Genomic DNA, 22,569 nt, shown 5'->3' on the forward strand with positions numbered 1-22,569 from the left:
CAGAGCGCATCGGGATCCCTCCCCGAGGGGACGCGGGGATCCGCACATATCCTTCGGCGAAGGCCATGCCCCGAGGCCGACCCTGCGAAACCCGTAACCCTGTCCGACCGAAAGGAAACGTCGCCCCGTGCCGCACTGGCTCGACCTCATGCTCCAGTCGCTGGGGCCGCTGCTCGCGGCCGGCCTCCGCTTCACGGTCCCGCTGACCCTGATCGCCTTCATGCTGGGGCTCGGCCTGGGGCTCGGAACCGCGCTCGTGCGCCTGTTCGCCCCACGCCCGCTGGCGGCACTGGCCTGGTTCTACGTGTGGATCTTCCGGGGCACGCCGCTCCTCGTGCAGCTCTTCGTGATCTTCTACGGGCTGCCGAGCACCGGCATCCTGATCGACGCCTTCCCTGCGGCCGTGATCGGGTTCACGCTCAATGTCGGCGCCTACACGTCCGAGATCATCCGCGCCGCCATCGCCTCCATTCCGAGGGGACAATGGGAGGCGGCCTACGCCACCGGCATGACGCCCGCTCAAGCCCTGCGGCGCACGATCCTGCCTCAGGCAGCGCGGGTGGCGGTGCCGTCGCTCGCCAACTCCTTCATCGCGCTGGTCAAGGACACCTCGCTCGCGGCCGCGATCACCGTGCCGGAGCTGTTCCAGGCCGCCCAGCGCATCGTGGCCGTCACCTACGAGCCGCTGATCCTCTACATCGAAGTGGCGCTGATCTACCTCGTCCTGTCCACGTGCCTGTCCTGGCTCCAGACGCTGTTGGAGCGGCGGCTCGGGCGATACGGCGGATATCTGGAGGCGCGCGCATGATCGCCCTGTCGGCCATCGAGAAGAGTTTTGGCGGCAACGCGGTCCTGCGGGGCATCGATCTCGCAGTGCCCGAGGGCCGCGTCACGGCGCTGATCGGCCCGTCCGGCTCGGGCAAGTCGACGCTCCTGCGCTGCGTCAACCTGCTGGAGATGCCGCGGTCCGGTACGCTCGACCTCGGCGATATCCGACTCACCTTCCGACCGGACCGGCCGCCGACCCGGCGGGAGATGCTCGCGGTGCGCCGCCAGACCGGCATGGTGTTCCAGAATTTCCAGCTCTTTCCCCATCGCACCGTCCTCGAGAACGTCACGGAGGGGCTCGTCACCGTCGCCAAGTGGCCGCAGGCCAGGGCGCGGGCGCGGGCGCTGGAGTTGCTGGAGCGCGTCGGCCTCGCCCACAAGGCGGGGGACTGGCCTGCCAACCTGTCAGGCGGCCAGCAGCAGCGGGTCGCCATCGCCCGGGCGCTCGCCCCCTCCCCGCGCCTGCTCCTCTGCGACGAGCCGACCTCGGCCCTCGACCCGGAGCTCGCAGCCGAGGTGGTGGATGTGCTGGCCAGCCTCGCGGGGGAGGGCATGACCATGCTGATGGCGACCCACGACCTGCGCCTCGCGCGGCGCGTCGCCGACACGGTGGTGTTCCTGGAGAGCGGCACGATCGTCGAGCGGGGACCGGCGCCGGACCTGTTCGCCCACCCGAAGGATCCGCGCACCCGCCGCTTCATCCGGACTCTGCTCGGTGAAGCCGCGGAGGAGGCGTGAACGGCGATCCGGCCCGGATCAGATCGTCCAGCCGCCGTCGATCATGACGGCTTGGCCGGTCGTGTAGGTCGCGCCCGCCAGGTAAACGGCGAGGTCGGCGATCTCCTCGGCGGTACCCAGCCGCCCGATCGGCTGCCGCGCGATGAAGGCCGCGCGGGTCTGCGCGTAGTCGCCCTGCGCGCGGATGCGCTCTTGGAGCGACGGGCTCTCCACCGTGCCGGGGCAGATCGCGTTGCAGCGGATGTTGTGGCCGACATAGTCGGCCGCCACCGCCTTGGTCAGGCCGATCACCGCTGCCTTCGTCAACCCGTAGGCGAAGCGGTTGGGCACGCCCTTCACCGAGGAGGCAACCGACGCCATGTTGACGATGGCGCCGTCGCGGCGCTCCAGCATCCCGGGCAGAACCGCGCGGATCGTACGGATCATCGCCTTGACGTTGAGATCGAGGGCGACGTCGAGGTCGTCGTCGCGCATCTCCAGGATGGTGCCGGCGTGCACGATGCCGGCGCAGTTGAACAGGACGTCGACCACGCCGATCCGCGCGACCAGGGCGCTGACGGCGCCCGTATCGAGAACGTCGAGGATCGCGGTGCTGAGACCGTCGGCGCGCAGCCCGGCGAGGGCATCCGCGTTGATGTCGGTGGCGTGGACCCGAGCCCCGGCTTGGGCGAAGGCGAGCGCGCTCGCCCGCCCGATCCCCTGCCCCGCCGCCGTGATCAGGACCGTCTTCCCGGACAGATCTGCCATTGTTCGCTCCCAGCAGGCTGCACTTCGCCGCGTCGGCTCCCGGACCGGGATACGCCGGCCAGATCCGGGCATCCGGGCTGAGTGCCCCCCAGCGTTGTAGGTTCCGGATGGGCGGGGCTCCAGGCCCGATCGCCCCGTCCATCCGACCCGACGCCGCCGCCCGGAGCGACGCGATCCACCGACCGCGCGGGATGACCGGCCCGGCGGCGGATCTCTGGATGCCCGTCCGGCGTTCTCACGACGAAACCGTTTCGTGGAGGATCGCCGTGGGGCTTGCCGCCTTCGTCTTCTTCGTCGTGCCCTGGATGGCCGTGGCGATCTGGCTCTCGCTGCGTCCGTCCGGCGCCCGCCTGGGCGCCCCGGCTGCTCCCTGGCGTCCGCTGACGGATTATCCGCCGCCGACGCGGGACCAGCAGGACAGCGCAGAGACGCAGAGCCTGGATTCGGGTGCGGCGCATGACGGCAAGCACGCACCGATCCAGGCCGTGTAGGGCCCGCTGAGGCGGCGGATGGTGGAGGTGGGGATCTCCACTTCCCGGCCAACAAGCGCCGCATCATCCCATCCGCCGCGCCTGCCCTGCGCCTCGATCCGTTCGGACCCTGGGCGGCACCGAAGGGGGCGGCGGCGACGCGCATCTGGACCGGTCCGGACGGTCCGGCTCTCGGACGGGCCTGCCACGCGCCGACACGATCCTCAGGATCGTGAGCGCGCTTCGACGCGCCGTCCTGGCTCCTGTGAGGAGGTCGGGCGCGCCGGCTGCGGCGGGGGCGTGGTCCGCCGGCCTGCGGCGATCCATCCGGGAAATCCGTTGCGCTTCCGCGGTTGCACAGGTTCGTGGGCGCGACGTTGCGCGGCCGAGGGAGAGACCGGGACTTGCCCGAAGCCACCTATCCACCCCTCGACGTCCTCAAGCCGGTGGCCGATGGCGTCTGGATCGTCGACAGCGGACCGCTCCGCGTCCTCGGCATCCCCCTCCCGGTCCGCATGACCGTCGTCCGCCTAGGCGACGGCGGACTCTGGCTGCACTCACCGACACGGTTCGATCCGCACCTGTACCGCGAGATCGCCGCATTGGGGCCGATCCGGCATCTGGTCGCCCCCAACATCGCCCACTGGACCTTCCTGAAGGCGTGGCAGGCGCATTGCCCGGAGGCGCTGACCTGGGCGGCTCCGAATCTCCGCCAGCGTCGCCCGGTCCGCCGCTCCGGCCTCCGCATCGACCGGGTTCTCGGGGACGACGCTCCCTCCGATTGGGCGGCCGATTTGCGCCAGATCGTCGTGCCGGGCGGCTTCGGGTTCCGGGAGGTCGCGTTCGTCCACGGGGCGAGCCGGACGCTGATCCTGACCGATCTCGTCCTCAACCTGGAACCGGAGAAGATGCCGGCGCTCCTGCGTCCGCTCCTGCGCCTCGCCCGCATGACGCGACCGCACGGCCAGCCGCCACCCTACCTGCGCCTCGTGATCAAACTCCGCCGGCACGACGCCGCGAGAGCAGCGAGCGATCTTCTCACCTTGGCTCCCGAGCGGGTCATCTTCGCACACGGCCTCTGGTTCGCCGGGGACGGCGCAGCGCGCCTCAGACACGCGCTCCGCTGGCTCGCGAAAGGCCTCTGAGGGCGGGCGGTATCGGGATCACGCCGCAGCGATCAGCCGCCGCATGATCCAGGCCCGGGCGGCCGCGAGATCCGCGAAGAGCGGCGGACAAGCCGGTGCGAGCGGGCCGAATCCGGCCTCCAGGAACCACTTTCCGGTGTCCTCGCCGTGCTGCGCCGAGAGGCGGACCAACACCGCGACCAGAAATCCGTCGGCGAAGACGAGCTGGCTCTCGGTATCGTCGCTGCTGGTCGCGACCTGCACGGCCTGCAGGCTCAGGATCATTCGGCCATCGACTTCAAGGCGAAGACTTCGGCCGGATCAGTCCATCGCACGTTGGCGACGGGCGCAGATCTCCGTACCGATCCCTCTGGTCAATCGACCCTTCGCGCCGAAGTTCCGACGTCGATAGGGTCCGGCCGGCAGCCGCCCCCCGCGATGGCGCAGTCGGGGATCGCCCGCCCCGCGCAGCAGGCGTGCAGATGGATGACGGCCCGCGCGCCGATTCGGTCCGGGCTCGGCCCGGCGGACGCCTTCGCGCGGGGCACCGACGATGCGTCGACCGGGAGACGGGCGGCCGTTCAGGGCTCTTCCGGCGGGTCAGCCGCGACGGTGACGGCCCCCTCGATCGAGCGGGCGAGTTCGGTCAGCACCTCCTCCACCATCGGCGGCCAGGGTGCCTTCTCCTCGTCCATGAGGCGGGCAGCGCCGACCAGGGCGGCGATCTGCGCCTCATAGACGGGACGGCCGACGAGCTGCGCGTAGCGCACCCGCGCCGCAAGCGCCGTGGCGAGGCGCTGGACCTCCGCGATCTTCACGCTCGGCGCGCCGCTGCCGTCGCTCATCCGTCCATCCCTTCGGATCCTCGCCGATCCTCATAGGCCATGGGCGGGATACAGTCAGGACCGGCTACCAAGCCTGGAGGATCCAGCCGCAGGCGAGGGCGACGACGACGCCGGCCAGCAACGCCAGGGCGATGTCCCACAGCGGAGCGGTGAACGCTCCCGGCTCCGAGACGAAGCGTGTCAGACTCTCGGGCAGGACCGGTGCCGGCGGCCCGCGCCGCCAGCGCAGGCCAGTGCGGATGCGGCGCATGCGCAGATCCCCCGACCCTCTCAGGCGGTCTCGGCCAGGCGGCCGGCGGCGGCCTGCGCCTTCCGCGCCCCGCCCTTGGTGCGGACGAATTCGCCGAGCGGCTTGCAGGCCGGAAGGCCGATCACCTCCGCGGGCCGCATCCCGGCCGGCGGCACCGGATCGCACCGGGTCAGGGTGCCGGCGGCCTCCGCGGTCCCGGCGGATCCGCCATCCGCGCTCGGCAGGTCGACGCGATGCCCGATCAGGTACGCTTCGAGGTCGATCAGGCGGTGGCGCAGGCGCCAGATGTCGTTCTCGACGCCGTTGATCTGGACCAGCAGGTCGGAGACCGTGCCCTGGCGCGCCGCGATGGCCGACAGCACGGCGGCCCGCTCGTTCAGCAGAACGGCTTTGACGGTCGGGTTCATGACGCACGCCTCCGAATGTTACTGCGCCACGATCCGCCAATTCTGCCGGCGAAATACCTCTCAAAATTGATTAGCCATTACGCCCGAAGGTTAACCGCGGAATTCGACGGCATCGCCACGAAACGACGCCTCCGAATGCACCACATGCCGGCGCGGGCGCGGGAACTTCATGAACGGACAGGCGTCGGTTTCTCGCAGACCGACGCACGCAGTTCCGGGAGCTTCACATGCGCAGATCCGCAACCCTCGCCATAGCCGCCACCCTGAGCCTGGCTTCAGCCACCGCCTGGGCCGACCCCGTCGGCAGGACGGGAACCGGGGGCGGCCCCGATACGACCGCCAAGGCGCCCCACACCGCCGCGACCGGCCAGACGGTGCCCAACCCCGGCGCCCTCGGCCCGAGCGAGACCGGCAGCATCGAGCGGCGGGATGCCATCGAGGAGCGCAACGACGCGATCACGCGCGGAATCTGCATCGGCTGCAGCCGCTGAGACCGCAGGCCGTCCGGCCCCATCGCGCCCGGCTAGGCGGGCCATCTGCAGGGCGCCCCCAAGGGTATGACGAACCGTCATGGCCGGGGCGCCCTGTTCCGGGCGGGGGTTGAAGCCGCGGCCGCCGCGGCCCAAATCATCGGCCTTCACCCACCATGAACAGGAGTCGAAGCGTGGCGAACGAGTCTGTCGAACAGGCGACAGAGAAGACCTATTTCGGGCTGACCCTCGCGCAGCATGCGGAGCGGATCCGAAAGCTCGCGACCGAGCGCGGCCTCACCGGCGATGTCTTCGACCGCGTGACCGCGAAGGCCGTCGCGATGATCCCGACCGTCAAGGTGAACGACGCCGCCCAGCGGTGAGCCCGGACGGGCCGGATCAGCCTTCGGCCCGCAGGCCCTTGATGATGCGCCGGGCGATGGTTCGCACAGCCTCATCGTCCCGCGCCTCGCCCTCGACCGGATCCCACAAGTGGGCGAGGCTGCCCTCAAGCTCGTCCAGCAATTCCGGATGACGCTGCGCCAGAAACCGGACCGTCCCGAACAGCAGATGCTCGGTCGCCATCTCGCGACGACGGGCCTCGGCGACGGCATCGGGATGTGGCTTGGGATTCTGCGCGCTCATGGATGCCCAACGATCGGTGGCGGCGGCGGTTCGTCCCGCAAGGCGTGGTGCGACGCCGCGGAGCGGGCCTCAGCGAACGCGATATCCGCGACGGTTCGTGAGCGTTGCTGACACGCAGCGCACAAAATCGTGCCGGCCAGATCGTGCCGGCCAGGCGGGACTGGATCGGACGCGAGAAACGCGGCGCGGGGCGCCCTCAGCGCCGCAGCGCCCCGAACCAGGTGACAAGGGGCTCCGCGAACGCGGCCCAGGTCCGCGACCACACCGTGCCGGTGCGTGCGTCCGCCGGGCGGGCGCCGGCCATCAGGGATGCCACCAGGGCATCCTCGCGGGACTTGCACTCGTCGAGGGCGTTGCGCTCGTCCCCGGCGCGGCTCTGACCCGTCGGCTGATGCCCGGAGGCGTCTCGAAGGCAGCGGTGCCACGCGCGCTCCAGCTCGGCCGGATCGGACGCTCCGGCGACCGGACCCGCGACGGCAGGACCGGTGGTCAGGAGGAGCATCGCGGACAAGCTGAGCACCGGCATGCGCATGATCGCTTTATGCCCGATTCGCGCCCAGCTCGGATAGAACGTAGCAGCAACAGTGGCGGTGGCTCGGGACGGCGGCCGATCAGCCGTGCCGGCCGGACTTGGCCATCCGGCAGCTGTGATCCATCAGGTACTCGGCGCTGGCCTCCGGCTCCCGATAGGCCAGGAGGATCATCCCGCCCTGCGGATCCCCGGGATCCGCCTCCACCGCCGCGAAGCTCGCGTCGTGCAGATGCCCCTGCCAGCCCGGCACCCGGGCCAGAGCCGCGAACGGGTTGAACTCCGCCACCGCGTCCGGGGGAATCCGCAGCGCGACGTAACGCGCCTCCGCCAGCGGCACGGGGAACGGGGCCCAGGTCTCGCCGACGGCGCCGCCATGGGCCTTCAGGGCCGCCATGACGCTCCGGTGCATGCAGTCGAGATGGATGTGAAGCTGGTCCTGGCTGCGGCCGCCGACGGAATTCACCTCCAGACCCACCGCCGCGACCGGCAGCCGGCCCGGCAGCGCATCCGACACAAAGTGCCGGGCCGCGAGCGCCGCGCGCCAATAGGCGGCGCCCCGCGGTCCCTGGAGCACGGGCGCCTCGATGCCCGAGATGCTGTCGGTGGGCATCACCACCGTGTGGGTAGGCTGTCCCGGCGCGCGCAGCACCGCCGTCCCCGGGCGCGTACCATCGCCGAGGTCGACGGAGAGGCAGGGAAAGCTCCGGCCCGCCGCCTTCTTGGCGAGCACGCAGCCCTGCAGCGCCACCCAGAGCACGTCCCGCACCGGGTTCGCCGCGATGGCGGCCGGCACCGTGGCGAAGGCGAACAGGATCGCGGCGACCAGACGACGAAGCATGAGCAGATGTTCCGGTCCCCGGCCGCCGTTATGCTACAGGCGGCAGCGCGCCATCACTGTACGCGGGCGCCGTCGGCGCGAGGTTACGATTCCGCGATGCTGAGAGGGAAGGTGCCGCGGCTCGGCCTGATCCGGATCGCGGCCTGGATCCTGGTGGCCCTGATCGCCGCCGTCACGCTGGTGCCGATCGGGCTCCGCCCCGTCGTCACGGCCGAACCCAGCATCGAGCGCTTCGCCGCCTACGCGCTCGCCGGGCTGCTGATGGCCATGGGCTACCCGCGGCACGGGCGCTGGATCCTCGTCGGCAGCATCCTCCTCGCCGGCGGCCTGGAGTTTGGGCAGACCCTTACCGGGACCCGCCACGGCCGGTTCGACGATTTCCTCGTGAAAGCCGTCGCGGCCTTGGCCGGCGCGGTGGCGGGCCGCCTGCTCGCGGTCCTGGGCCGCGGGCGCCCGGACGACGCGACCTGCCGATAAATCCGGCCCGGCCGGACCGTCGCGGCGGACGCGGACGTTTGCACATGTCCCAATGCATGTCGCCGATGCATGTCTGCGCCGCCAGCCCGGCATCCTGCGGTCGGTCTCCGGCGGAAACCGCCGAGCTTGACCCACGTTGGCTCAGGGGGCTCTCACGCGAGGTGCGGCATGTTCGGCGCAGCCAAGCTCACGGGACGGTTCTGGTTTCGCAAGACGTGGACGGGCAAGCTGGTCCTGCTCGTCGAGGAAGAGAAGCCCCGGTGGCTCAGCCGGACCGGCCTCACCAAGCGCCGCTGGCGCGACGCGCGCCTTCTCGACCTGGCTGAAGCCCCGATGCACGCGCTGATGACGCTCGAGCGCGGTTATCGCGGAGATCCCGCATCCGGTCCGGCGCGGATTCTGCAATCGGTGGTCCCACCCGGGACGCGCGGCGCGATCGCCACGCCGATCGGGACCGCCGTCAACGCGTGAGCGCCGCAGGGGCGCGGGCCGAGCATGGAGGGGCAGGGCTCGGCCCGCCTGCCGTTCGGCTTCTTACCCCCAAAGCCGGAGCGACCCTGCCACTGATCACGGCAGGATTAACACTTCCTGAAGCCGCCCGCCCGGGCCCGCGCCGCAGGCCCCCGTGCGGACGATCCGAGGGAAGCCGCGCTGCCAGCTCCGACCGGAATGATCCAGCGGCAGAATCGCTACTGATCTATGTTGGTATTCGCCCAGACATTCGGTAGATAACAGCCATAATAGGTTATCTTCGCTCATATATGGACTTGACTGTCGAGAGGCGGATCAACGTTCATGCATCACTCCAACGTGAGAGGCGTTCATGGAAGATAGCAATCCCGCACCGCATCAGGATCCAGTCGATTTCGTGGAGCTGACGGCCGACATTGTTTCCGCTTACGTCGCCAACAATTCCGTCCCGGTCCCCGATCTGCCGTCGCTGCTGTCCGGCGTTCATGCCGCACTCGCCGGCCTGAGCCAGACGACGGTCTCGGCCGAGCCGGAATTCAAGAAGGCGACGCCTGCGCAGATCAAGAAATCGATCACCCCCGACGCCCTGATCAGCTTCATCGACGGCAAGCCGTACAAGACGCTGAAGCGGCATCTCACCGGCAACGGCATGACGATCGAGCAGTATCGGCAGCGCTACGGTCTGCCGCCGGACTATCCGACGACCGCATCCACCTACTCGGCGATGCGGGCCGAGTTCGCCCGCAATGCCGGCCTGGGCCACAAGCGCCGGAGCCCGGCCGCGAAGCGGGGCGAGCCTGCGGCGTCCGCCGCGGCGCCGGATGCGGACGGCACGAAGGTGGCCAAGGGCCGCAAGACCCGGAAGGCCGACGCGGAGGCGTGAGCCCTGAGGTTGCGGGCCCTGACGTGCAATCCCGGGGCCCGGACTCGGAATGACGGGATCGGGCGCGGCCAGGGCGGCCGCATCCACCCGTCAAAACCGCGGCGCGGAGTGCCGGAACGACGCCTGCGGCCATCCGTTGGCCCTGCGGAACGCCCGGCTGAACGCCACGGAGCCCAACGTGAACCGACCGATCCCCGCCCTTCTCCTCGCCGCCGCGACCGTGGCCGCCCTCCCGGCCGCAGCCTGGGCGCAGGATCGGCCCGGAACCGGACCGGCGCCCCGGACCGAGACCGCACCGAAGCCGGCGGCCGATACGAAGGATCCCGGCCGGACGGCGACGGAAGCCGTCACCCATCCGTCGGCCGTTCCGCCGACGGAGGGTCAGGTCGGCACCGGCAAGCCCCCGGCCACCGGGACCCCTCCGACGACGAGCCGCTAGCGTCCCGTCACAGCCCCGGCGCCCCCAGCCGAACTAGCGCAGCCGCACGGGCCTGTCCCCGCCGGGGCGCGACTTCGAGGGATATCGGTCCGGCGGGACAGACGCGGCGTGGGCCCGCCGCCGTGGCCGTCGCGCCCAGCGGATCGGGCCGCCATCACAGGCCGCGCCTGCCGGTGGGGCCAGAGCGGGTGCACGGAACCGGGCCCGTCTGCCGCGAGCGCTGCGGCACGCATCGGTGGAAACGACCCGGCCGGCCGGCGGTGACGCGATCGACGAGCTCCTTCAGGCTTCCGCTTGTCCCCCGCGCCCACCGTCCATAGATCCCGACGATGACGGCACTCCCCTTCGACAACAGCTACGCCCGCCTGCCGGAGCGCTTCTACGCGCGCCGGCCGCCGACGCCCGTGGCGGCCCCGCGTCTCGTCCGGCTGAACCGGGCGCTCGCCGCAGAGCTCGGCCTCGATCCGGACTGGCTTGCCGGCCCGGACGGCGTGGCGGCGCTTGCGGGAAACGCCGTCCCGGAGGGCGCCGATCCGATCGCGGCGGCCTATGCCGGACATCAGTTCGGCCAGTTCGTGCCGCAGCTCGGCGACGGCCGCGCGGTCCTCCTGGGCGAAGTGCTCGACCGGACTGGGCAGCGCCGCGATATCCAGCTGAAGGGCGCGGGCCCGACGCCGTTCTCCCGGCGGGGCGACGGGCGGGCGGCGCTCGGTCCGGTGCTGCGCGAGTATCTCGTCAGCGAGGCCATGGCGGCGCTCGGCATCCCGACCACCCGGGCGCTCGCCGCCGTGACGACCGGCGAGCCGGTGGTGCGCGAGACGCTCCTGCCGGGCGCGGTCCTCACCCGCGTGGCCGCGAGTCACATCCGGGTCGGGACGTTCCAGTTCTTCGCGGTCCGGGGCGATGTCGAGGGTCTGCGGGCGCTCGCCGACCACGTCGTGGACCGGCACTATCCCGAGGCCGCTTCGGCCGCGAACCCCTACCGGGCGCTGCTGGAGGGCGTCATCGCCGCCCAGGCCGAACTCGTCGCCCGCTGGCTGCATGTGGGCTTCGTCCACGGGGTCATGAACACCGACAACATGTCGATCGCCGGCGAGACGATCGATTACGGCCCCTGCGCCTTCCTCGACGCCTACGATCCCGGGACCGTCTTCAGTTCCATCGACCGCAACGGCCGCTACGCCTACGGCCAGCAGCCGCGCATCGCGCTGTGGAACCTGACGCGGCTGGCCGAGACCTTGCTGCCGCTGCTCGCCGAGGACGAGGCGGGCTCGGTCGCCGAGGCCGAGGCGGCGCTGGCCTCCTATGCGGCGCGCTTTGAGACGGCCTATCACGGCGGCCTCGCCCGCAAGCTCGGCCTCGCCAAGCCCCGGGACGGCGACGCCGCTTTGGCGGGCGACCTCCTCAAGCGCATGGCCGAGAATCGGGCCGACTTCACCTTGACGTTCCGCACGCTCTGCGCCGCCGCGGAGCGGCCGGAGGCCGACGCGGGCGTGCGCGACCTGTTCGTCGATCCAACGGCCTACGATGCCTGGGCGAAGGACTGGCACGGGCGGCTCGCGCAGGAGGCCCGCGACCCGGCCGAGACCGCCGCCGCAATGCGCCGGGTCAATCCGGCCTTCATCCCGCGCAACCACCGGGTCGAGGCGATGATCGAGGCAGCCGTGGAACGGGGGGATTTCGCCCCGTTCGAGACGCTGCTGACCGTGCTGTCCCGCCCCTACGTGGATCAGCCGGATCAGGCCGCCTTCGCCATGGCGCCCGAGGACGGTGGCGTCGGCTACCGCACCTTCTGCGGCACCTGAGGCGGCGCGCCGGCGGTCACTGCCGCGGCCAGGTGAAGATCTCGCGCACCCCGCCCTCGTGCCGAAACCAGTGGACGCGGGTGGCGGGGTTGAAACCGTGATCCCGGTACGACGTGGCTATCACGGAAACGAGAGTCTCCGCCGCCGACCGGTCGTGAATGTCGTAGGCCAGAAGTTTGGGAGCACCGCCAGGTTCGCGGGCGAGATCGCGGACCAGAATCGAATACGACATACTCCCCTCCTTTCGACGCAAACGATCTACTCAACATTATATCTCTAAGGCTAGGATTGTTCGCGTCAGGATCGCGTAAAGGTTAAACATTATTAACCGGAGTGCGTTGATTTGATACAGTCGAGGTCGGAGGCGCCGGGCGCGGAGGTCATCCCTGTCGTCACGAGCCTCGCGAGGGGACCGAGAGCGGCGCGGGAGCGATGAGCGGCGCGTGGCCGGATCCCTCAGCTGCGCGTGCAAAGGCGGCGAAGCCATCCCCATGAAACGGAAGTCGAATCGCGTCGCGACCGTGGCCGCCGGCCTGTCTCTCGGGCTCAACGGGATCATCGCCCGCCCCAGCCGGACATCGCGCGCGGCAGGCGCCCGCCGAGACCGGACGACGCGAACGGGGGATCCGAAGGCCAAGGTGAGGCGGATCCTCGCGTGGTTCGTCGCGCCGGCCCTGGCGCTGCTGGTCGCCCAATGTGGCCCGACGCCCGGCGCGCCGGCGGCCGGGATCGTCGTGGCCTCCAAGATCGACACGGAGGGCGGGGTGCTCGGCAACATCATCCTGCAGGCCCTGCAGGCCCGGGGCCTCCCGACGGTCGACAAGATCCAGCTCGGCGCCACCGCGATCGTGCGCCAGGCCCTGATCGAGGGTCAGATCGACATCTATCCGGAATACACCGGCAACGCGGCGTTCTTCTTCGGGAAGGCGGATCTCCCGGTCTGGAAGGATCCCGAGGCGGCCTACCGGACGGCCCGGGACCTGGATCGCGCGGCCAACGACCTCGTCTGGCTGACGCCCGCCTCGGCCAACAACACCTGGGCGATCGCGGTGCGCCAGGAGATCGCGCAGGCCGCGGGCCTGAAAACCCTGAGCGACTTCGGCCGCTACGTAGCGGGCGGCGGCGCGATCAAGCTCGCCGCCGCGTCGGAATTCGTGACCGCCCCGGGCGCCCTGCCGGCCTTCGGCAGGACCTACGGCTTCACCCTCAAGCCGGAGCAGCTCGTCATCCTGGCCGGCGGCGACACGGCCGCCACGATCGCCGCGGCGGCGCGGGGCACGTCCGGCACGAACGCCGCCATGGTGTTCGGCACCGATGGCGCCCTCGCGGTCGCGCGCCTCGTGACGATGGACGACGACAAGGGCGTCCAGCCGGTCTATCAGCCGGCGCCGGTGGTCCGCGGGGCGGTCCTCATGGCCCATCCCGAGATCGCCACGGTGCTGGATCCGATCTTCCGCAGACTCGACCTGGCGACGCTCCGGGATCTCAACGGCCGCGTCCAGATCGGCGGCGAGCCCGCCTCCGCGGTCGCGGCGGACTTCCTCCGGCAGAACGGATTCGTGCGCTGACACGCGTCGACAAGCCGAAGCTCTGCCGGCATGGGTTCTCGGCGGGTCGCGGGGACTCGTCGCGAGGCCGGCCACTTTTGCGCGGGCCCGCGCGCGCCGGCGCCGTCGGAGCTTGAGGATGGGGGGACATTCCGCGACGGGGCTGCTCCGCCCGGGCGTCGATCCGCTGGGCTCGGCCTTCGCGGCCCTGCTGGGACTGAGCCTGCTCGCCCTGCCGCTGATGACGACCCGGCCGAACCGGATCGCGGCCGGCACCGGGCTGACGGCCTGGTCCGCCCTCCCGTCGGGTGCGGTGCTCCTCCTCGGAGGCGTCGTCGCCCTCGGCCTGCCGCTGCTGGCGCTCCGGGCGGCGGCGCCCCTGCGCCTCGCCGCCGCCACCACGATCCTCCTGCTCCTCGGCCTGTCGGCCGGCTGGGCGGCCGATCACCTGACCCTGCCGGGCGACCGGTACGGCCGGGTCTCGCCGGATGCAGGCTGGTGGCTCGCCTTCGCGACGGCGGCCCTCGCCGTCGGCGACGGGCTGGCGCGGCTGCGGCCGGGACCGATCCTGCGGATCGCCCTGCTGGCCCTGCTGGTCGCCGCGACGGGCCTCGCCCTGCGGACCGGGTTCTGGAACAACCTCTCGGTGCTGCGGGAATATGCCAGCCGCTCCGACACGTTCGGCCGGGAGTTGCGGACCCATGCCGTTCTCGCCCTCACCTCGGTGGCGGCCGCCGCCGCTCTGGGGATCCCGGCGGCCATCCTGGCGCGCCCGGTTCCTGCGCTGCGGACGGGCCTGCTCGCGACCCTCAACGTCGTGCAGACCATCCCGTCCATGGCGCTGTTCGGGATGCTGATCGCGCCCCTGGCCTGGATCGGCCGGGCGGTCCCGGGCGCGGCCGCCCTCGGCATTGCGGGAATCGGCGCCGCGCCGGCCTTCGTGGCGCTGTTCGCCTACGCGCTCCTGCCCGTGGCCGCCGCGACTGTCGCGGGCCTCGATGCCGTGCCCTGGCCGGTGCGCGACGCCGCCCGGGGCGTCGGCATGACCGCGCGGCAGCGGCTGCTCCAGGTGGAGCTGCCCCTCGCCCTCCCGGCGATCCTGACCGGAATCCGGATCGTCCTCGTCCAGAACATCGGGCTTGCGGTGATCGCGGGGCTCGTGGGCGGCGGCGGCCTCGGCGTGTTCGTCTTCCAGGGCATCAGCCAGAATGCGGGCGACCTCGTCCTGCTCGGCGCGCTGCCGACCGTCGCCATGGCGACCGGCGCCGCGGTGCTGCTCGACGCGGTCGTCGATCTGAGCCGGGGCCGGGCGGCGGAGCGGGTTCCATGATCGACCTCGCCCAGGTGAGCCGCGTCTTCGAAGGACGCACGGTCGTGGCGGACGTGACCCTCCGGGTCGAGGCCGGGACGATCCTGACGGTGGTCGGCACCTCGGGATCGGGCAAGACCACCCTGCTGCGGATGATCAACCGCCTGATCGAGCCGAGCGCCGGCACGATCCGGATCGCAGGCCGCGACATCCGGGACGTGCCCCCGCATCTCCTGCGGCGCGGGATCGGCTACGCCATCCAGGGACACGGGCTGTTCCCCCACCGCACGGTCGCGGAGAACATCGCGGTGGTGCCGAAGCTGCTCGACTGGGACCGGAGGCGGATCGCCGCCCGGGTCGACGAACTCCTCAGCCTGTTCAACCTCGATCCGGCGGCCTACCGGGATCGCCTGCCGGCGGCGCTCTCCGGCGGCGAACAGCAGCGGATCGGCGTGGCCCGGGCGCTCGCCGCCGAGCCGCCGATCCTGCTCATGGACGAGCCCTTCGGCGCCCTCGATCCGATCATCCGCGGTCGGGCGCAGGAGGATCTGCGGACGATCCAGCAGCGCTACAACACCACGATCGTGCTCGTGACCCACGACATGGACGAGGCCCTGCACCTCGGCCACCGGATCGCCGTGATGGATGCCGGGCGCCTCGTGCAGGAGGCGCCGCCCGCAGACCTTCTCGGCGCACCCGCCACCGCCTTCGTCGGCACCCTCCTCGGCAGCGGCGACCGGGCCTTCCAGCTCATGGCCCTGCGCGTGGTGGACGATCTGGTGGAGCCCGGCCCGGCGCCGGGCCCGCCCATCCCGGCCGGGACCTCGGTGCGGGCCGCCCTCGCGGAGAGCCTGTGGTCCCGGCGCCCGGCCCTCCCGGTCAGCCGCGACGGCGTCATCCTGGGACGGGTGACGCGGGCGGCCCTCGAGGCGCAGGGCGGCCGGCCGTGAGCCGGGCCCCGCCTCTCGCCTGGGCCGCGTTCCTCGCCCTCCTCGGCGTGTTCCTGGTCGCTCCAGGCCGATTCGCGCCCCTGTTTCAGCCGTTCGCCCCCGGCGACACGCCGCCGATCTACGCGCAGACGCCGCTGCTGACCCTCGCCGTCAACCACCTCCTGCTGGTCGCCGCCGCGACCCTGACGGCCGCCGCGATCGCCCTCGGCCTGGCGGTCGCGGCCACCCGGCCGGCCGGGCGCGACGTGCTGCCGTTCGCCCGGTCGGTGGCCCGGATCGGGCAGACCTTTCCGCCAGTGGCGGTCCTGGCCCTGGCGGTGCCGATCTTCGGGTTCGGCGCCGTCCCGACCCTGATCGCCCTGGTGCTCTACGGGCTCCTGCCGATCTTCGAGACCGCGCTCACCGGGCTCGACGGGCTCGATCCCGCGCTGATGGAGGCCGCGCGCGGCATGGGCATGACCGACCGGCAGCGGCTCCTCCGCGTCGAGCTGCCCCTGGCGCTGCCGATGATCCTGTCGGGGATCCGCCTCGCTGCCGTCATCGGCCTCGCGACGGCGACCATCGGCTCGACGGTGGCGGCCAGCACCCTCGGCGAAGTGATCATCTCCGGCCTCCTCACCGGCAACACCGCCTACGTGCTGCAGGGCGGCCTCGTGGTGTCGGCGCTGGCTCTCCTGATCGATGCCGGCTTCCGCCATGTCGAGCGCAGGGCGGCACGCCGGGCTGGATTTCGTTCCTAGACGCGACTAAAACGCCAGCGGGGCCGTACGCGCGGCCCTGGGGCGTGGAACCCCCTGTCTGATGGTTGGTGCCGACCAGAACGGCACCCGCATCCTTGGCCATACGGTCGGGGAGCCTGCGACGCATGTCCAGGCGTTCCGGCGCTAAAGGTCGTAGGGACCGTTCAGACACGGTTTTCCAACTCCCCGACTCGGGATGGTCGAAGGCTCGTTCGCGGGGGCGCACCGCGGATCAGAGCCCGCCGGGGGGATGGACCATGGGCTCCAGCGATCCCGAAACGCGCAGACGTCAGCTCGCCCGGCTGCGCGCGGCCTACGAGGGCCGTCCGGGGCGGCCGGACCGCGCCGGCAGTGGCGAGCGGCACTCGCGGGCGCTCTTGGGACGGATCCTCGTGGTGCTCGGCGGCCTGCCGGACGGGACCGGCTTGCCGGTGATCGGTCCGGGCGGGGACGGACGCGCCCGCTCGTAGCATCGGCCCGCCCACGCGCCGGAATCGCGCGGCATCACCGGCCCCAGACGCGCGGCGGGCCAGGCGCATATGGACCGCCAGCCGGCCCGGCAGCGATGGCGACGCGCAGATCGAGCGACAAAAACTGTCAAACTCCAAACATATTGAATATTTAAACTCGCTATAACAATATTAACTCGACGCACACGATTCGTTCGGCCGTCGTCCAATTGCGCGATCGATGCCGACCGGTCTTGAAAGCGTCGGACTGGGAGGTCGCCATGACACGAAGGACCATCCACACAGCATTCGCCCCAGGACTCTCCGCTGTCGCGCTCGTCCTGATGCTGCCCGCTGCCATAACGGCCCGCGCCGAGGACATGCCGCGACAGGGCGATTTCAGGATAACTTACACATCGACAAATATCTCTGCGCCGAAACCTGTCACGATCGGCGACAACCGAACGGCTTCGGCAACGATCAACATGATGACCGCCGTCAACGAATCGGGCGGGCGGCTCCTGCACAACATGGCCGGACGCTGCACCTCCGCCCCGCTGATCGACACCGCCGCCAAGACCCTCGAGAATCACGGCTATTGCGACTACGTCGACGCCGACGGCGACCACGTCTTCGAGAAGTGGGACTATCCGGTCCAGCCCCTGGGCGCGGTCAACGAGGGCACGGGCGAGTGGATCGGCGGAACCGGCAAGTACGCCGGCATCTCCGGGACCATGAAGATCCGCTCCCGACGGCTGAACTCCCTCACGGACGGCGCCATCCAGGTGGTCGGCGAGAAGCTCGGCAGCTACAGCTTCACCAACGCGGTGGCCAGCGCGAAGCGGGACTGACGGGTTCGGGGCGACGGGACAGGCGGGCCGACTTGGCGGTAAGACGCCGTTCATGACGCCCGCCGACCGAGACCGGTTCGAAAAATGCCTCGCCCTCGCCGCCCAGGGCGCCACGATGGGCGAGCGCGCGGCCGCCCGGGCCGCCGCCGAGCGCATCGCCCGGGGCGCGGGCCTCACCTTCGCCGAGGCGGCCGAAGCGCTCCGGCGGACGGGACAGGAATCCGCCCACCGGGCGACCCGTCCGCCACCGCCCCGGCAGCCCTATCCCTGGGCGCAACCCAAGGCGCCGGTGACGCCCATCACGGTCGAGGAACTGCTCCGCCAGAAGGCCGAGACGGAGGCGTGGCAGAAGCGGTCGGCGGCCGCCGCCGACCGCCGGCGGAAGCGGGAGCGCGCCGACCAGGACGCCTACGTGGCGGAGCAGCGCGCCCGGCAGGCGGAGCGCGACCGGGACTGGGCCCGCACCCGCACGGATCCTCCGGCCGCGCCGGGGGACGAGGCCTGAGCGTCCCTCGGCCGGCGGAGAGCCGTCTCAGCGGCGGGGCTGCGGACGCGCGCTCCGGTGCGCCCGCGCCCGGCGATGGCGCGGGGCGACCCGCGGCGTGGCCTGCGGCGCCGCTGCGGCGGCCGGGGGACCGGGCGCGACGCCGTCATGGGCCGCGACGATCCGGCGGGCCTCCTCGACGCTCATGTCGCAGGCGCTCGTCATGCCCTGCAGGGCGCCCAGGGCGCGGTTGTATTCGGGAAGGTTGGTGCATCCGGGAACGCCCCACGCCCAGGCGGACGCCGGCACAATCCCCGCCGCCGCCAGCACGAGGGCGACAAGACCGTTCCTGATCGACACGGATGCTCCTCCGCTCCCCTAGACCCGATTCCGGCTCCCGGCGGGGAAACGCGGTCACACCGGTGGCGGGTTCACCGCCGCCGGGTCAGGCCCCGCCGCACATGTGCTGGGAGTCCGGCAGAGTCCAGGAATCCAGCGTGCGCAGGTTGGTCGTCGTATACATCTTGCCGCGATCGTCGCCCTTGGGGCAGCCGGTCGGCAGGGCCACGAGGCAGGTCATCACCCGATCGCCAACGCGCGACCGCGCGATCGCGTCGATATAGGCGTAGGAGATGCCGTAGACGCCGTTCTTGAGATCGACGCTCGTCCCCTCGTCGATCCCGTCGCCCTTCGGCTTCACGAGCTTGTCGCTGAACCGCGTCCCGATCCGCGAGATCGTGGTCGCCACGCAGGTGCCGACCCGTGTCGGCATCTGCGCCGCGGCGGTGCCGGGGGCGAGCCCGAGACCGACGACGAGCGCGCCCGCCAGAACCGCACCGGCCCGGCCCCCCATCAGGCGGCTTCGAGCAGGAAATTGGCCCGCCGGAACATCAGCTCGCGCCGGTAGAGGTAGACGCCGCCCCGCCGCATCGCCGCATGCGCCGCGTCCGCATCGAACCCGTACGGCTTGTCCCGCGCGGTATCGATGCAGCCGACATACATCCAGCGCACACCGTCGATGATCGCCGGGATCGGCTGGTCTTGTCGGACGGCGCAGAACTGCTCACCGTCCGTGGCCGCCACGAAAATGTAGAAGGTCTTCCGCGCGCACATCCGAACCTCCAGAGGTCTCGGGGGTGTAACCGCAAGGCAACGGTCAAGGGATAAACTGATTCCGCTGCAATAGTCAAGCTTCTGCCACATTTTCGTCACGCCCGAGACAGAACCGGCGCAGCCTCACACCCGCCACCCTTCGAAGATCGGCCGCGCCCGAGAGCCCGCCCCGTCCGGCGCGCCTCCCATCGCGAACGAGGCATGACCCGGCAAGGTCCGGCGCCGGCCTGGATCCATCGACGGCTCGGCCCCGTCGGACCGTCGCATCGGCCGCGCTCCTTCGCCCGGCTTCAGGCAGCCGCACATTCCCTGCGCCCGACGGTGGACCACCCCGGCGCGAAGGCCGGAAACCTCAGACAACAGCGCAGACCGATAAGCCTTCGGATCCGTCTCTCTAAGATCTCAATAAAATTTTGTATGCATAATAAAAGGGTTACCGGACATGCGAACAAGTATTGACAGGCCATAATGTACGAGTAGTCATAAGGACCGAGCGAGGTTGCCGGGACCAGAGATGCGATCGATCGCGTTGCCGAAAGACCAAGACCATCTCGAATCGACGATCAGCGAGGTCGCGGTGCGCGTCGTCACGGCCTACCTGTCGAACAACGCAATTCCTCACACCAGCCTGCCGCCGCTTCTGGCCACCGTGCACGGCGCCCTGTTCGCACTGACAGACCGGCCGAAGGCCGCCGAGATCCCCTACGAGCAGCCGACCCCCGCGCAGATCCATCGGTCGGTCCGCCCGGACGGCATCGTCAGCTTCATCGATGGCCGATCTTACAAGACCTTGAAGCGGCATCTCACGGCGCATGGGCTGACGCCGGCCTCGTATCGCGCGCGCTACGGGCTGCCGGAGGACTACCCGATGACCGCGCCCGGCTATGCCGAGCGACGTTCGGAAATCGCCAAGGCGATCCGGCTCGGCCGCAACGCGGCCTGACCGGCGCGATCCCCGGCGCCTTTCCCGGCTGCCGCGCGGCACCCCGACCGCGCCCGCGCACGATGGCCGGGCGGGCTCCCGCCGGGAGCCTCACCGGGCTCGGCGGACCAGCCTCGCGCTCGCTTGTGAACCGATCGTCCGCGTGGACGTAGATACCCTGGACTTATGACGCGCGCCGGCGATGCTGGAACCGTCCGCTGGGACGGCGCGATCAGGCGAGGGGAATGCGGGCATGAAGGGTCTGTCGGGCTGCGTCGTCATCCTGTCCCTGCTCGGCGGGGGAGCGGCCTCCGCACAGACCGTCCTGGCGCCATCCGGCGACTCGGCCGTGACGCAGCCCGGTGGGACGGCCGGTCGCTCCGCACGACGCAACATCCGGGAGGCCTACCGCAACGGCGACGTGATCGGCCATCGGCCCGGCCCGGTCGCTCCCGTATCGCAGCGCGATCGATCTCGGCACACGCAACCGCGCTTCTAGCCGGCGGCTGCGGACCCTATCAGCGCGGCGCGCGCCCAGGCCGGCTTCGCTCCGTCGGCGAAACGAGCGGGAGGCAGGGACGTCCGCGGCAGCCGGCCGGCCTGCGCGGCGCCGGATCTCGTGTGACCCGCGACAGCAGCGCATCGTGCGTTTGTGAGCGCCACCACGTTTCCCGGTTCGAGGCGCGCAGCTATGGCGGTGCGGCACCGGTTGCGCGCACGCTCCGGTCGGGAGAGGACAAACGCCCGTGATGGACGCCCGCCTGCAGGCCGCGACGCCCTCCCATAGCGCCGCGCCCGCGGCCGGATCGGTGGCGGTCGTCACGCGGCGGCTCGATTCCCTCCCGATCACGCGGCTCCACGTGGCGGCGCTCGCTGTCTGCACGCTGGGCCTGTTCACCGACATCGCCGAGGTCGCCTTGAGCAACGCCTTGGCGGCCATCTTCCTCGCACCGCCCCACAACATGCCACGGGGCAGCCTCTCGCTGCTCCTCGCCTCCGTCTTCGCCGGTGGGGCGGTGGGCGCCCCCTTCTTCGGGATCCTGGGTGATCGCTTCGGCCGCAGGCGCGCCCTTCAGGCCTCCCTGGCGCTGATGGCCGCCGGATCTCTGGCGGCCGCCGCGAGCCAGGGGCTCACGGCGCTGACGCTCGCCCGCACGGTCTCGGGTTTCGCGATCGGCGGGTTTCCGCCCCTCGTCGCGACCTACCTCGCCGAGGTGACGCCGGCGCGCCACCGCGGCGCGACACTGATGGTCTGTGCCGGGATCGGGCTCCTCGGCGGCTTGGCCGTCCTCCTCCTGGTGCAGGCGCTCGCACCGGGGGCTCCCCTCGGCGTCGAACCGTGGCGCTGGGCCCTGATCCTCGGGGGCGCCCTGGCGGCCCTGGGCAGCATCCTGTTCGCGGGGCTGCCGGAATCGCCGCGATGGCTGGCCTCGGTCGGGCGACCCGTCGAGGCCGACGGGGCCTGCCGCCGGTTCGAGCGCGCGGCCGGCCGGGCGCCGGTCGTCGGAGCAGCCGACCTCGCCCCAGCGCCGGCGATACACGGGCCGGCGATACACGGGCCGGCGGGCTTTCGCGCCCTGTTCACCGGGACGCGCCAGACGCGCCAGACGGCCCTGTTCGTGGGCCTCTTCACGCTCGCCCCCCTGGCGACGATCGCCTTCCCGCTGCTCAGCGCCGTCGTGATGGTGGAGAAGGGCTTCCGGGTCGATCAATCCCTCGCCTTCGCCGCGCTGTCGATGCTCGGCCCGCCGCTGGGCACCCTCCTGACCGCGCTGGTGATCGACCGGCTCGAGCGGCGCGCCTGCCTGACGGCCCTGGCGGCCGCGATGGCGGCCCTGGGCACGGCCTTCGCGGCGAGCGGCACGTTCCTGACGCTGGTTCTCGTCGGCATCGCCTTCAACACCGCCGCGGCGACCTACGGCAGCGTCCTCGCCGTCTACGCCACGGAACTCCTCCCGACGCCGCTGCGGGCCTCGGCCATGACCTGCGCCTGGGCCGGCGGCCGGGTCGCCGCCGCCCTGGCGCCGCTCATCCTCCTGCCGGTCCTTTCGGCCTACGGACCGCACGCGATGTTCGCGGTGATCACGATCGTCCTCGGGGCCAGCGCCGCGCTGCTGCTTGCCGGACCGCGCGGCCTGTCTGGCCGGGCCGTTGCATAGGCCGCGCGGGGACGCCCCGCATCGTCAGGCCCGATCGGCGTCGGTTGCCAATCCGGCAAGATTCACACGATAGAGT

The 22,569-nt window shown here is 71.3% G+C and carries 33 protein-coding genes; 21 read left to right on the forward strand and 12 right to left on the reverse strand.

The annotated features are described in order from the left end of the window. Positions 1 to 127: 127 nt before the first annotated feature. On the forward strand, positions 128 to 808 hold the full coding sequence (locus ABIC70_RS02055; RefSeq protein WP_043760078.1) for an amino acid ABC transporter permease: 681 nt from the start codon (positions 128 to 130) through the stop codon (positions 806 to 808). Further along, the gene (locus ABIC70_RS02060) at positions 805 to 1,566 is read left to right on the forward strand and encodes an amino acid ABC transporter ATP-binding protein (protein WP_354438739.1); all 762 of its coding nucleotides are present in this window, start codon (positions 805 to 807) and stop codon (positions 1,564 to 1,566) included. The genes ABIC70_RS02055 and ABIC70_RS02060 overlap by 4 nt, the downstream gene beginning before the upstream one ends. 18 nt (positions 1,567 to 1,584) lie before the next feature. On the opposite strand, the gene ABIC70_RS02065 is transcribed toward ABIC70_RS02060, so the two are convergent. Then, the gene (locus tag ABIC70_RS02065) at positions 1,585 to 2,313 is read right to left on the reverse strand and encodes an SDR family oxidoreductase (protein WP_354438741.1); all 729 of its coding nucleotides are present in this window, start codon (positions 2,311 to 2,313) and stop codon (positions 1,585 to 1,587) included. A 266-nt stretch (positions 2,314 to 2,579) separates the two neighbouring features. Here ABIC70_RS02065 and ABIC70_RS02070 point away from each other — a divergent pair, with 266 nt between their 5' ends. Together ABIC70_RS02070 and ABIC70_RS02075 are read left to right on the forward strand one after the other, a co-directional pair. After that, entirely contained in the window at positions 2,580 to 2,804 is a 225-nt protein-coding gene (locus ABIC70_RS02070) for a hypothetical protein (protein WP_075382059.1), read from the forward strand. Between the two features lie 383 nt (positions 2,805 to 3,187). Continuing rightward, entirely contained in the window at positions 3,188 to 3,928 is a 741-nt protein-coding gene (locus ABIC70_RS02075; RefSeq protein WP_354438742.1) for a DUF4336 domain-containing protein, read from the forward strand. 18 nt (positions 3,929 to 3,946) lie between these two features. Here ABIC70_RS02075 and ABIC70_RS02080 read toward each other — a convergent pair whose 3' ends face one another. From ABIC70_RS02080 to ABIC70_RS02095, 4 genes are all read right to left on the reverse strand, one after another. After that, positions 3,947 to 4,192 (reverse strand): hypothetical protein, encoded by a 246-nt coding sequence (locus ABIC70_RS02080; RefSeq protein ID WP_043357477.1) that lies wholly within the window; start codon positions 4,190 to 4,192, stop codon positions 3,947 to 3,949. A 296-nt stretch (positions 4,193 to 4,488) separates the two neighbouring features. Continuing rightward, complete coding sequence (locus tag ABIC70_RS02085; RefSeq protein ID WP_043357480.1) at positions 4,489 to 4,752, reverse strand: hypothetical protein; 264 nt, start codon at positions 4,750 to 4,752, stop codon at positions 4,489 to 4,491. A 64-nt stretch (positions 4,753 to 4,816) separates the two neighbouring features. Continuing rightward, positions 4,817 to 5,002: a hypothetical protein gene (locus ABIC70_RS02090; protein WP_043357482.1), complete on the reverse strand. Its 186-nt coding sequence runs from the start codon at positions 5,000 to 5,002 to the stop codon at positions 4,817 to 4,819. Positions 5,003 to 5,022: 20 nt separating this feature from the next. Further along, the gene (locus ABIC70_RS02095; RefSeq protein ID WP_043357484.1) at positions 5,023 to 5,409 is read right to left on the reverse strand and encodes a hypothetical protein; all 387 of its coding nucleotides are present in this window, start codon (positions 5,407 to 5,409) and stop codon (positions 5,023 to 5,025) included. 227 nt (positions 5,410 to 5,636) lie between these two features. Here ABIC70_RS02095 and ABIC70_RS02100 point away from each other — a divergent pair, with 227 nt between their 5' ends. After that, positions 5,637 to 5,900: a hypothetical protein gene (locus tag ABIC70_RS02100; protein ID WP_354438744.1), complete on the forward strand. Its 264-nt coding sequence runs from the start codon at positions 5,637 to 5,639 to the stop codon at positions 5,898 to 5,900. 173 nt (positions 5,901 to 6,073) lie between these two features. Further along, positions 6,074 to 6,262: a hypothetical protein gene (locus ABIC70_RS02105; RefSeq protein WP_043357488.1), complete on the forward strand. Its 189-nt coding sequence runs from the start codon at positions 6,074 to 6,076 to the stop codon at positions 6,260 to 6,262. 16 nt (positions 6,263 to 6,278) lie between these two features. Here ABIC70_RS02105 and ABIC70_RS02110 read toward each other — a convergent pair whose 3' ends face one another. The 3 genes from ABIC70_RS02110 to ABIC70_RS02120 all read right to left on the reverse strand — a co-directional run bounded on the left by ABIC70_RS02110 (position 6,279) and on the right by ABIC70_RS02120 (position 7,894). Then, the gene (locus ABIC70_RS02110; RefSeq protein ID WP_170861824.1) at positions 6,279 to 6,524 is read right to left on the reverse strand and encodes a hypothetical protein; all 246 of its coding nucleotides are present in this window, start codon (positions 6,522 to 6,524) and stop codon (positions 6,279 to 6,281) included. A gap of 196 nt (positions 6,525 to 6,720) precedes the next feature. Then, positions 6,721 to 7,050: a hypothetical protein gene (locus ABIC70_RS02115; protein WP_236952769.1), complete on the reverse strand. Its 330-nt coding sequence runs from the start codon at positions 7,048 to 7,050 to the stop codon at positions 6,721 to 6,723. A gap of 85 nt (positions 7,051 to 7,135) precedes the next feature. Continuing rightward, the gene (locus ABIC70_RS02120) at positions 7,136 to 7,894 is read right to left on the reverse strand and encodes a CDP-diacylglycerol diphosphatase (protein ID WP_279900068.1); all 759 of its coding nucleotides are present in this window, start codon (positions 7,892 to 7,894) and stop codon (positions 7,136 to 7,138) included. A gap of 96 nt (positions 7,895 to 7,990) precedes the next feature. Between ABIC70_RS02120 and ABIC70_RS02125 the strand changes: the two genes are divergently transcribed. From ABIC70_RS02125 to ABIC70_RS02145, 5 genes are all read left to right on the forward strand, one after another. Continuing rightward, positions 7,991 to 8,371, forward strand: a complete 381-nt coding sequence (locus ABIC70_RS02125; protein WP_279900066.1) for a hypothetical protein — start codon at positions 7,991 to 7,993, stop codon at positions 8,369 to 8,371. A gap of 168 nt (positions 8,372 to 8,539) precedes the next feature. Beyond that, complete coding sequence (locus ABIC70_RS02130; RefSeq protein WP_043357496.1) at positions 8,540 to 8,842, forward strand: hypothetical protein; 303 nt, start codon at positions 8,540 to 8,542, stop codon at positions 8,840 to 8,842. A gap of 352 nt (positions 8,843 to 9,194) precedes the next feature. Beyond that, positions 9,195 to 9,725 (forward strand): Ros/MucR family transcriptional regulator, encoded by a 531-nt coding sequence (locus ABIC70_RS02135; RefSeq protein WP_043389007.1) that lies wholly within the window; start codon positions 9,195 to 9,197, stop codon positions 9,723 to 9,725. A gap of 178 nt (positions 9,726 to 9,903) precedes the next feature. Next, a complete protein-coding gene (locus ABIC70_RS02140) occupies positions 9,904 to 10,164 on the forward strand; it encodes a hypothetical protein (protein WP_043357512.1) in 261 nt (86 codons plus the stop codon). 329 nt (positions 10,165 to 10,493) lie between these two features. Further along, on the forward strand, positions 10,494 to 11,969 hold the full coding sequence (locus ABIC70_RS02145; protein WP_354438746.1) for a protein adenylyltransferase SelO: 1,476 nt from the start codon (positions 10,494 to 10,496) through the stop codon (positions 11,967 to 11,969). A 16-nt stretch (positions 11,970 to 11,985) separates the two neighbouring features. On the opposite strand, the gene ABIC70_RS02150 is transcribed toward ABIC70_RS02145, so the two are convergent. Continuing rightward, positions 11,986 to 12,201 (reverse strand): hypothetical protein, encoded by a 216-nt coding sequence (locus ABIC70_RS02150; protein ID WP_043357502.1) that lies wholly within the window; start codon positions 12,199 to 12,201, stop codon positions 11,986 to 11,988. Positions 12,202 to 12,643: 442 nt separating this feature from the next. On the opposite strand from ABIC70_RS02150, the gene osmF reads away from it, so the two are divergent. The 7 genes from osmF (at position 12,644) to ABIC70_RS02185 (ending at position 18,320) form a co-directional block, all read left to right on the forward strand. Then, positions 12,644 to 13,537, forward strand: coding sequence for a glycine betaine ABC transporter substrate-binding protein OsmF (gene osmF / locus ABIC70_RS02155; protein WP_043389235.1), 894 nt, complete (start codon positions 12,644 to 12,646; stop codon positions 13,535 to 13,537). A gap of 118 nt (positions 13,538 to 13,655) precedes the next feature. Then, entirely contained in the window at positions 13,656 to 14,846 is a 1,191-nt protein-coding gene (locus tag ABIC70_RS02160) for an ABC transporter permease (protein WP_354438747.1), read from the forward strand. Continuing rightward, the gene (locus ABIC70_RS02165; protein ID WP_043389016.1) at positions 14,843 to 15,775 is read left to right on the forward strand and encodes an ABC transporter ATP-binding protein; all 933 of its coding nucleotides are present in this window, start codon (positions 14,843 to 14,845) and stop codon (positions 15,773 to 15,775) included. Before ABIC70_RS02160 ends, ABIC70_RS02165 begins: the two co-directional genes overlap by 4 nt. Continuing rightward, entirely contained in the window at positions 15,772 to 16,515 is a 744-nt protein-coding gene (locus ABIC70_RS02170) for an ABC transporter permease (protein WP_354438749.1), read from the forward strand. Before ABIC70_RS02165 ends, ABIC70_RS02170 begins: the two co-directional genes overlap by 4 nt. A 257-nt stretch (positions 16,516 to 16,772) precedes the next feature. Beyond that, positions 16,773 to 16,985 carry a hypothetical protein gene (locus ABIC70_RS02175; RefSeq protein ID WP_354438750.1) on the forward strand — a complete coding sequence of 71 codons (213 nt, stop codon included), beginning with the start codon at positions 16,773 to 16,775 and terminating at the stop codon, positions 16,983 to 16,985. 464 nt (positions 16,986 to 17,449) lie between these two features. Further along, entirely contained in the window at positions 17,450 to 17,815 is a 366-nt protein-coding gene (locus ABIC70_RS02180; RefSeq protein ID WP_236952768.1) for a hypothetical protein, read from the forward strand. Between the two features lie 52 nt (positions 17,816 to 17,867). Beyond that, complete coding sequence (locus ABIC70_RS02185) at positions 17,868 to 18,320, forward strand: hypothetical protein (RefSeq protein ID WP_043389021.1); 453 nt, start codon at positions 17,868 to 17,870, stop codon at positions 18,318 to 18,320. A gap of 27 nt (positions 18,321 to 18,347) precedes the next feature. Here ABIC70_RS02185 and ABIC70_RS02190 read toward each other — a convergent pair whose 3' ends face one another. The 3 genes from ABIC70_RS02190 to ABIC70_RS02200 form a co-directional block, all read right to left on the reverse strand. Beyond that, a complete protein-coding gene (locus ABIC70_RS02190) occupies positions 18,348 to 18,659 on the reverse strand; it encodes a hypothetical protein (protein WP_354438752.1) in 312 nt (103 codons plus the stop codon). 85 nt (positions 18,660 to 18,744) lie between these two features. Further along, positions 18,745 to 19,152 carry a hypothetical protein gene (locus ABIC70_RS02195; protein ID WP_354438753.1) on the reverse strand — a complete coding sequence of 136 codons (408 nt, stop codon included), beginning with the start codon at positions 19,150 to 19,152 and terminating at the stop codon, positions 18,745 to 18,747. Beyond that, complete coding sequence (locus ABIC70_RS02200) at positions 19,152 to 19,412, reverse strand: hypothetical protein (protein ID WP_043760054.1); 261 nt, start codon at positions 19,410 to 19,412, stop codon at positions 19,152 to 19,154. The genes ABIC70_RS02195 and ABIC70_RS02200 overlap by 1 nt, the downstream gene beginning before the upstream one ends. Before the next feature lie 529 nt (positions 19,413 to 19,941). Between ABIC70_RS02200 and ABIC70_RS02205 the strand changes: the two genes are divergently transcribed. From ABIC70_RS02205 to ABIC70_RS02215, 3 genes are all read left to right on the forward strand, one after another. Beyond that, positions 19,942 to 20,355, forward strand: a complete 414-nt coding sequence (locus ABIC70_RS02205) for a Ros/MucR family transcriptional regulator (RefSeq protein WP_043389239.1) — start codon at positions 19,942 to 19,944, stop codon at positions 20,353 to 20,355. Between the two features lie 232 nt (positions 20,356 to 20,587). Further along, the gene (locus tag ABIC70_RS02210) at positions 20,588 to 20,833 is read left to right on the forward strand and encodes a hypothetical protein (RefSeq protein WP_043357529.1); all 246 of its coding nucleotides are present in this window, start codon (positions 20,588 to 20,590) and stop codon (positions 20,831 to 20,833) included. Between the two features lie 250 nt (positions 20,834 to 21,083). Next, a complete protein-coding gene (locus ABIC70_RS02215; RefSeq protein WP_210274656.1) occupies positions 21,084 to 22,493 on the forward strand; it encodes an MFS transporter in 1,410 nt (469 codons plus the stop codon). Positions 22,494 to 22,569 lie beyond the last annotated feature (76 nt).

The sequence above is a fragment of the Methylobacterium sp. 1973 genome (assembly GCF_040545035.1).
In the GTDB taxonomy this organism is placed as follows: domain Bacteria; phylum Pseudomonadota; class Alphaproteobacteria; order Rhizobiales; family Beijerinckiaceae; genus Methylobacterium; species Methylobacterium fujisawaense.

What these genes read in the sequence shown, in the direction of transcription:
- ABIC70_RS02060 (WP_354438739.1), top strand. Translation starts at nt 805, where the DNA reads ATGATCGCCCTGTCGGCCATCGAGAAGAGTTTTGGCGGCAACGCGGTC.
- ABIC70_RS02065 (WP_354438741.1), bottom strand. Translation starts at nt 2,313, where the DNA reads ATGGCAGATCTGTCCGGGAAGACGGTCCTGATCACGGCGGCGGGGCAG.
- ABIC70_RS02080 (WP_043357477.1), bottom strand. Translation starts at nt 4,192, where the DNA reads ATGATCCTGAGCCTGCAGGCCGTGCAGGTCGCGACCAGCAGCGACGAT.
- ABIC70_RS02085 (WP_043357480.1), bottom strand. Translation starts at nt 4,752, where the DNA reads ATGAGCGACGGCAGCGGCGCGCCGAGCGTGAAGATCGCGGAGGTCCAG.
- ABIC70_RS02090 (WP_043357482.1), bottom strand. Translation starts at nt 5,002, where the DNA reads ATGCGCCGCATCCGCACTGGCCTGCGCTGGCGGCGCGGGCCGCCGGCA.
- ABIC70_RS02095 (WP_043357484.1), bottom strand. Translation starts at nt 5,409, where the DNA reads ATGAACCCGACCGTCAAAGCCGTTCTGCTGAACGAGCGGGCCGCCGTG.
- ABIC70_RS02100 (WP_354438744.1), top strand. Translation starts at nt 5,637, where the DNA reads ATGCGCAGATCCGCAACCCTCGCCATAGCCGCCACCCTGAGCCTGGCT.
- ABIC70_RS02110 (WP_170861824.1), bottom strand. Translation starts at nt 6,524, where the DNA reads ATGAGCGCGCAGAATCCCAAGCCACATCCCGATGCCGTCGCCGAGGCC.
- ABIC70_RS02115 (WP_236952769.1), bottom strand. Translation starts at nt 7,050, where the DNA reads ATGCCGGTGCTCAGCTTGTCCGCGATGCTCCTCCTGACCACCGGTCCT.
- ABIC70_RS02120 (WP_279900068.1), bottom strand. Translation starts at nt 7,894, where the DNA reads ATGCTTCGTCGTCTGGTCGCCGCGATCCTGTTCGCCTTCGCCACGGTG.
- ABIC70_RS02125 (WP_279900066.1), top strand. Translation starts at nt 7,991, where the DNA reads ATGCTGAGAGGGAAGGTGCCGCGGCTCGGCCTGATCCGGATCGCGGCC.
- ABIC70_RS02130 (WP_043357496.1), top strand. Translation starts at nt 8,540, where the DNA reads ATGTTCGGCGCAGCCAAGCTCACGGGACGGTTCTGGTTTCGCAAGACG.
- ABIC70_RS02135 (WP_043389007.1), top strand. Translation starts at nt 9,195, where the DNA reads ATGGAAGATAGCAATCCCGCACCGCATCAGGATCCAGTCGATTTCGTG.
- ABIC70_RS02145 (WP_354438746.1), top strand. Translation starts at nt 10,494, where the DNA reads ATGACGGCACTCCCCTTCGACAACAGCTACGCCCGCCTGCCGGAGCGC.
- ABIC70_RS02150 (WP_043357502.1), bottom strand. Translation starts at nt 12,201, where the DNA reads ATGTCGTATTCGATTCTGGTCCGCGATCTCGCCCGCGAACCTGGCGGT.
- ABIC70_RS02160 (WP_354438747.1), top strand. Translation starts at nt 13,656, where the DNA reads ATGGGGGGACATTCCGCGACGGGGCTGCTCCGCCCGGGCGTCGATCCG.
- ABIC70_RS02165 (WP_043389016.1), top strand. Translation starts at nt 14,843, where the DNA reads ATGATCGACCTCGCCCAGGTGAGCCGCGTCTTCGAAGGACGCACGGTC.
- ABIC70_RS02175 (WP_354438750.1), top strand. Translation starts at nt 16,773, where the DNA reads ATGGGCTCCAGCGATCCCGAAACGCGCAGACGTCAGCTCGCCCGGCTG.
- ABIC70_RS02180 (WP_236952768.1), top strand. Translation starts at nt 17,450, where the DNA reads ATGATGACCGCCGTCAACGAATCGGGCGGGCGGCTCCTGCACAACATG.
- ABIC70_RS02185 (WP_043389021.1), top strand. Translation starts at nt 17,868, where the DNA reads ATGACGCCCGCCGACCGAGACCGGTTCGAAAAATGCCTCGCCCTCGCC.
- ABIC70_RS02195 (WP_354438753.1), bottom strand. Translation starts at nt 19,152, where the DNA reads ATGGGGGGCCGGGCCGGTGCGGTTCTGGCGGGCGCGCTCGTCGTCGGT.
- ABIC70_RS02200 (WP_043760054.1), bottom strand. Translation starts at nt 19,412, where the DNA reads ATGTGCGCGCGGAAGACCTTCTACATTTTCGTGGCGGCCACGGACGGT.
- ABIC70_RS02210 (WP_043357529.1), top strand. Translation starts at nt 20,588, where the DNA reads ATGAAGGGTCTGTCGGGCTGCGTCGTCATCCTGTCCCTGCTCGGCGGG.
- ABIC70_RS02215 (WP_210274656.1), top strand. Translation starts at nt 21,084, where the DNA reads ATGGACGCCCGCCTGCAGGCCGCGACGCCCTCCCATAGCGCCGCGCCC.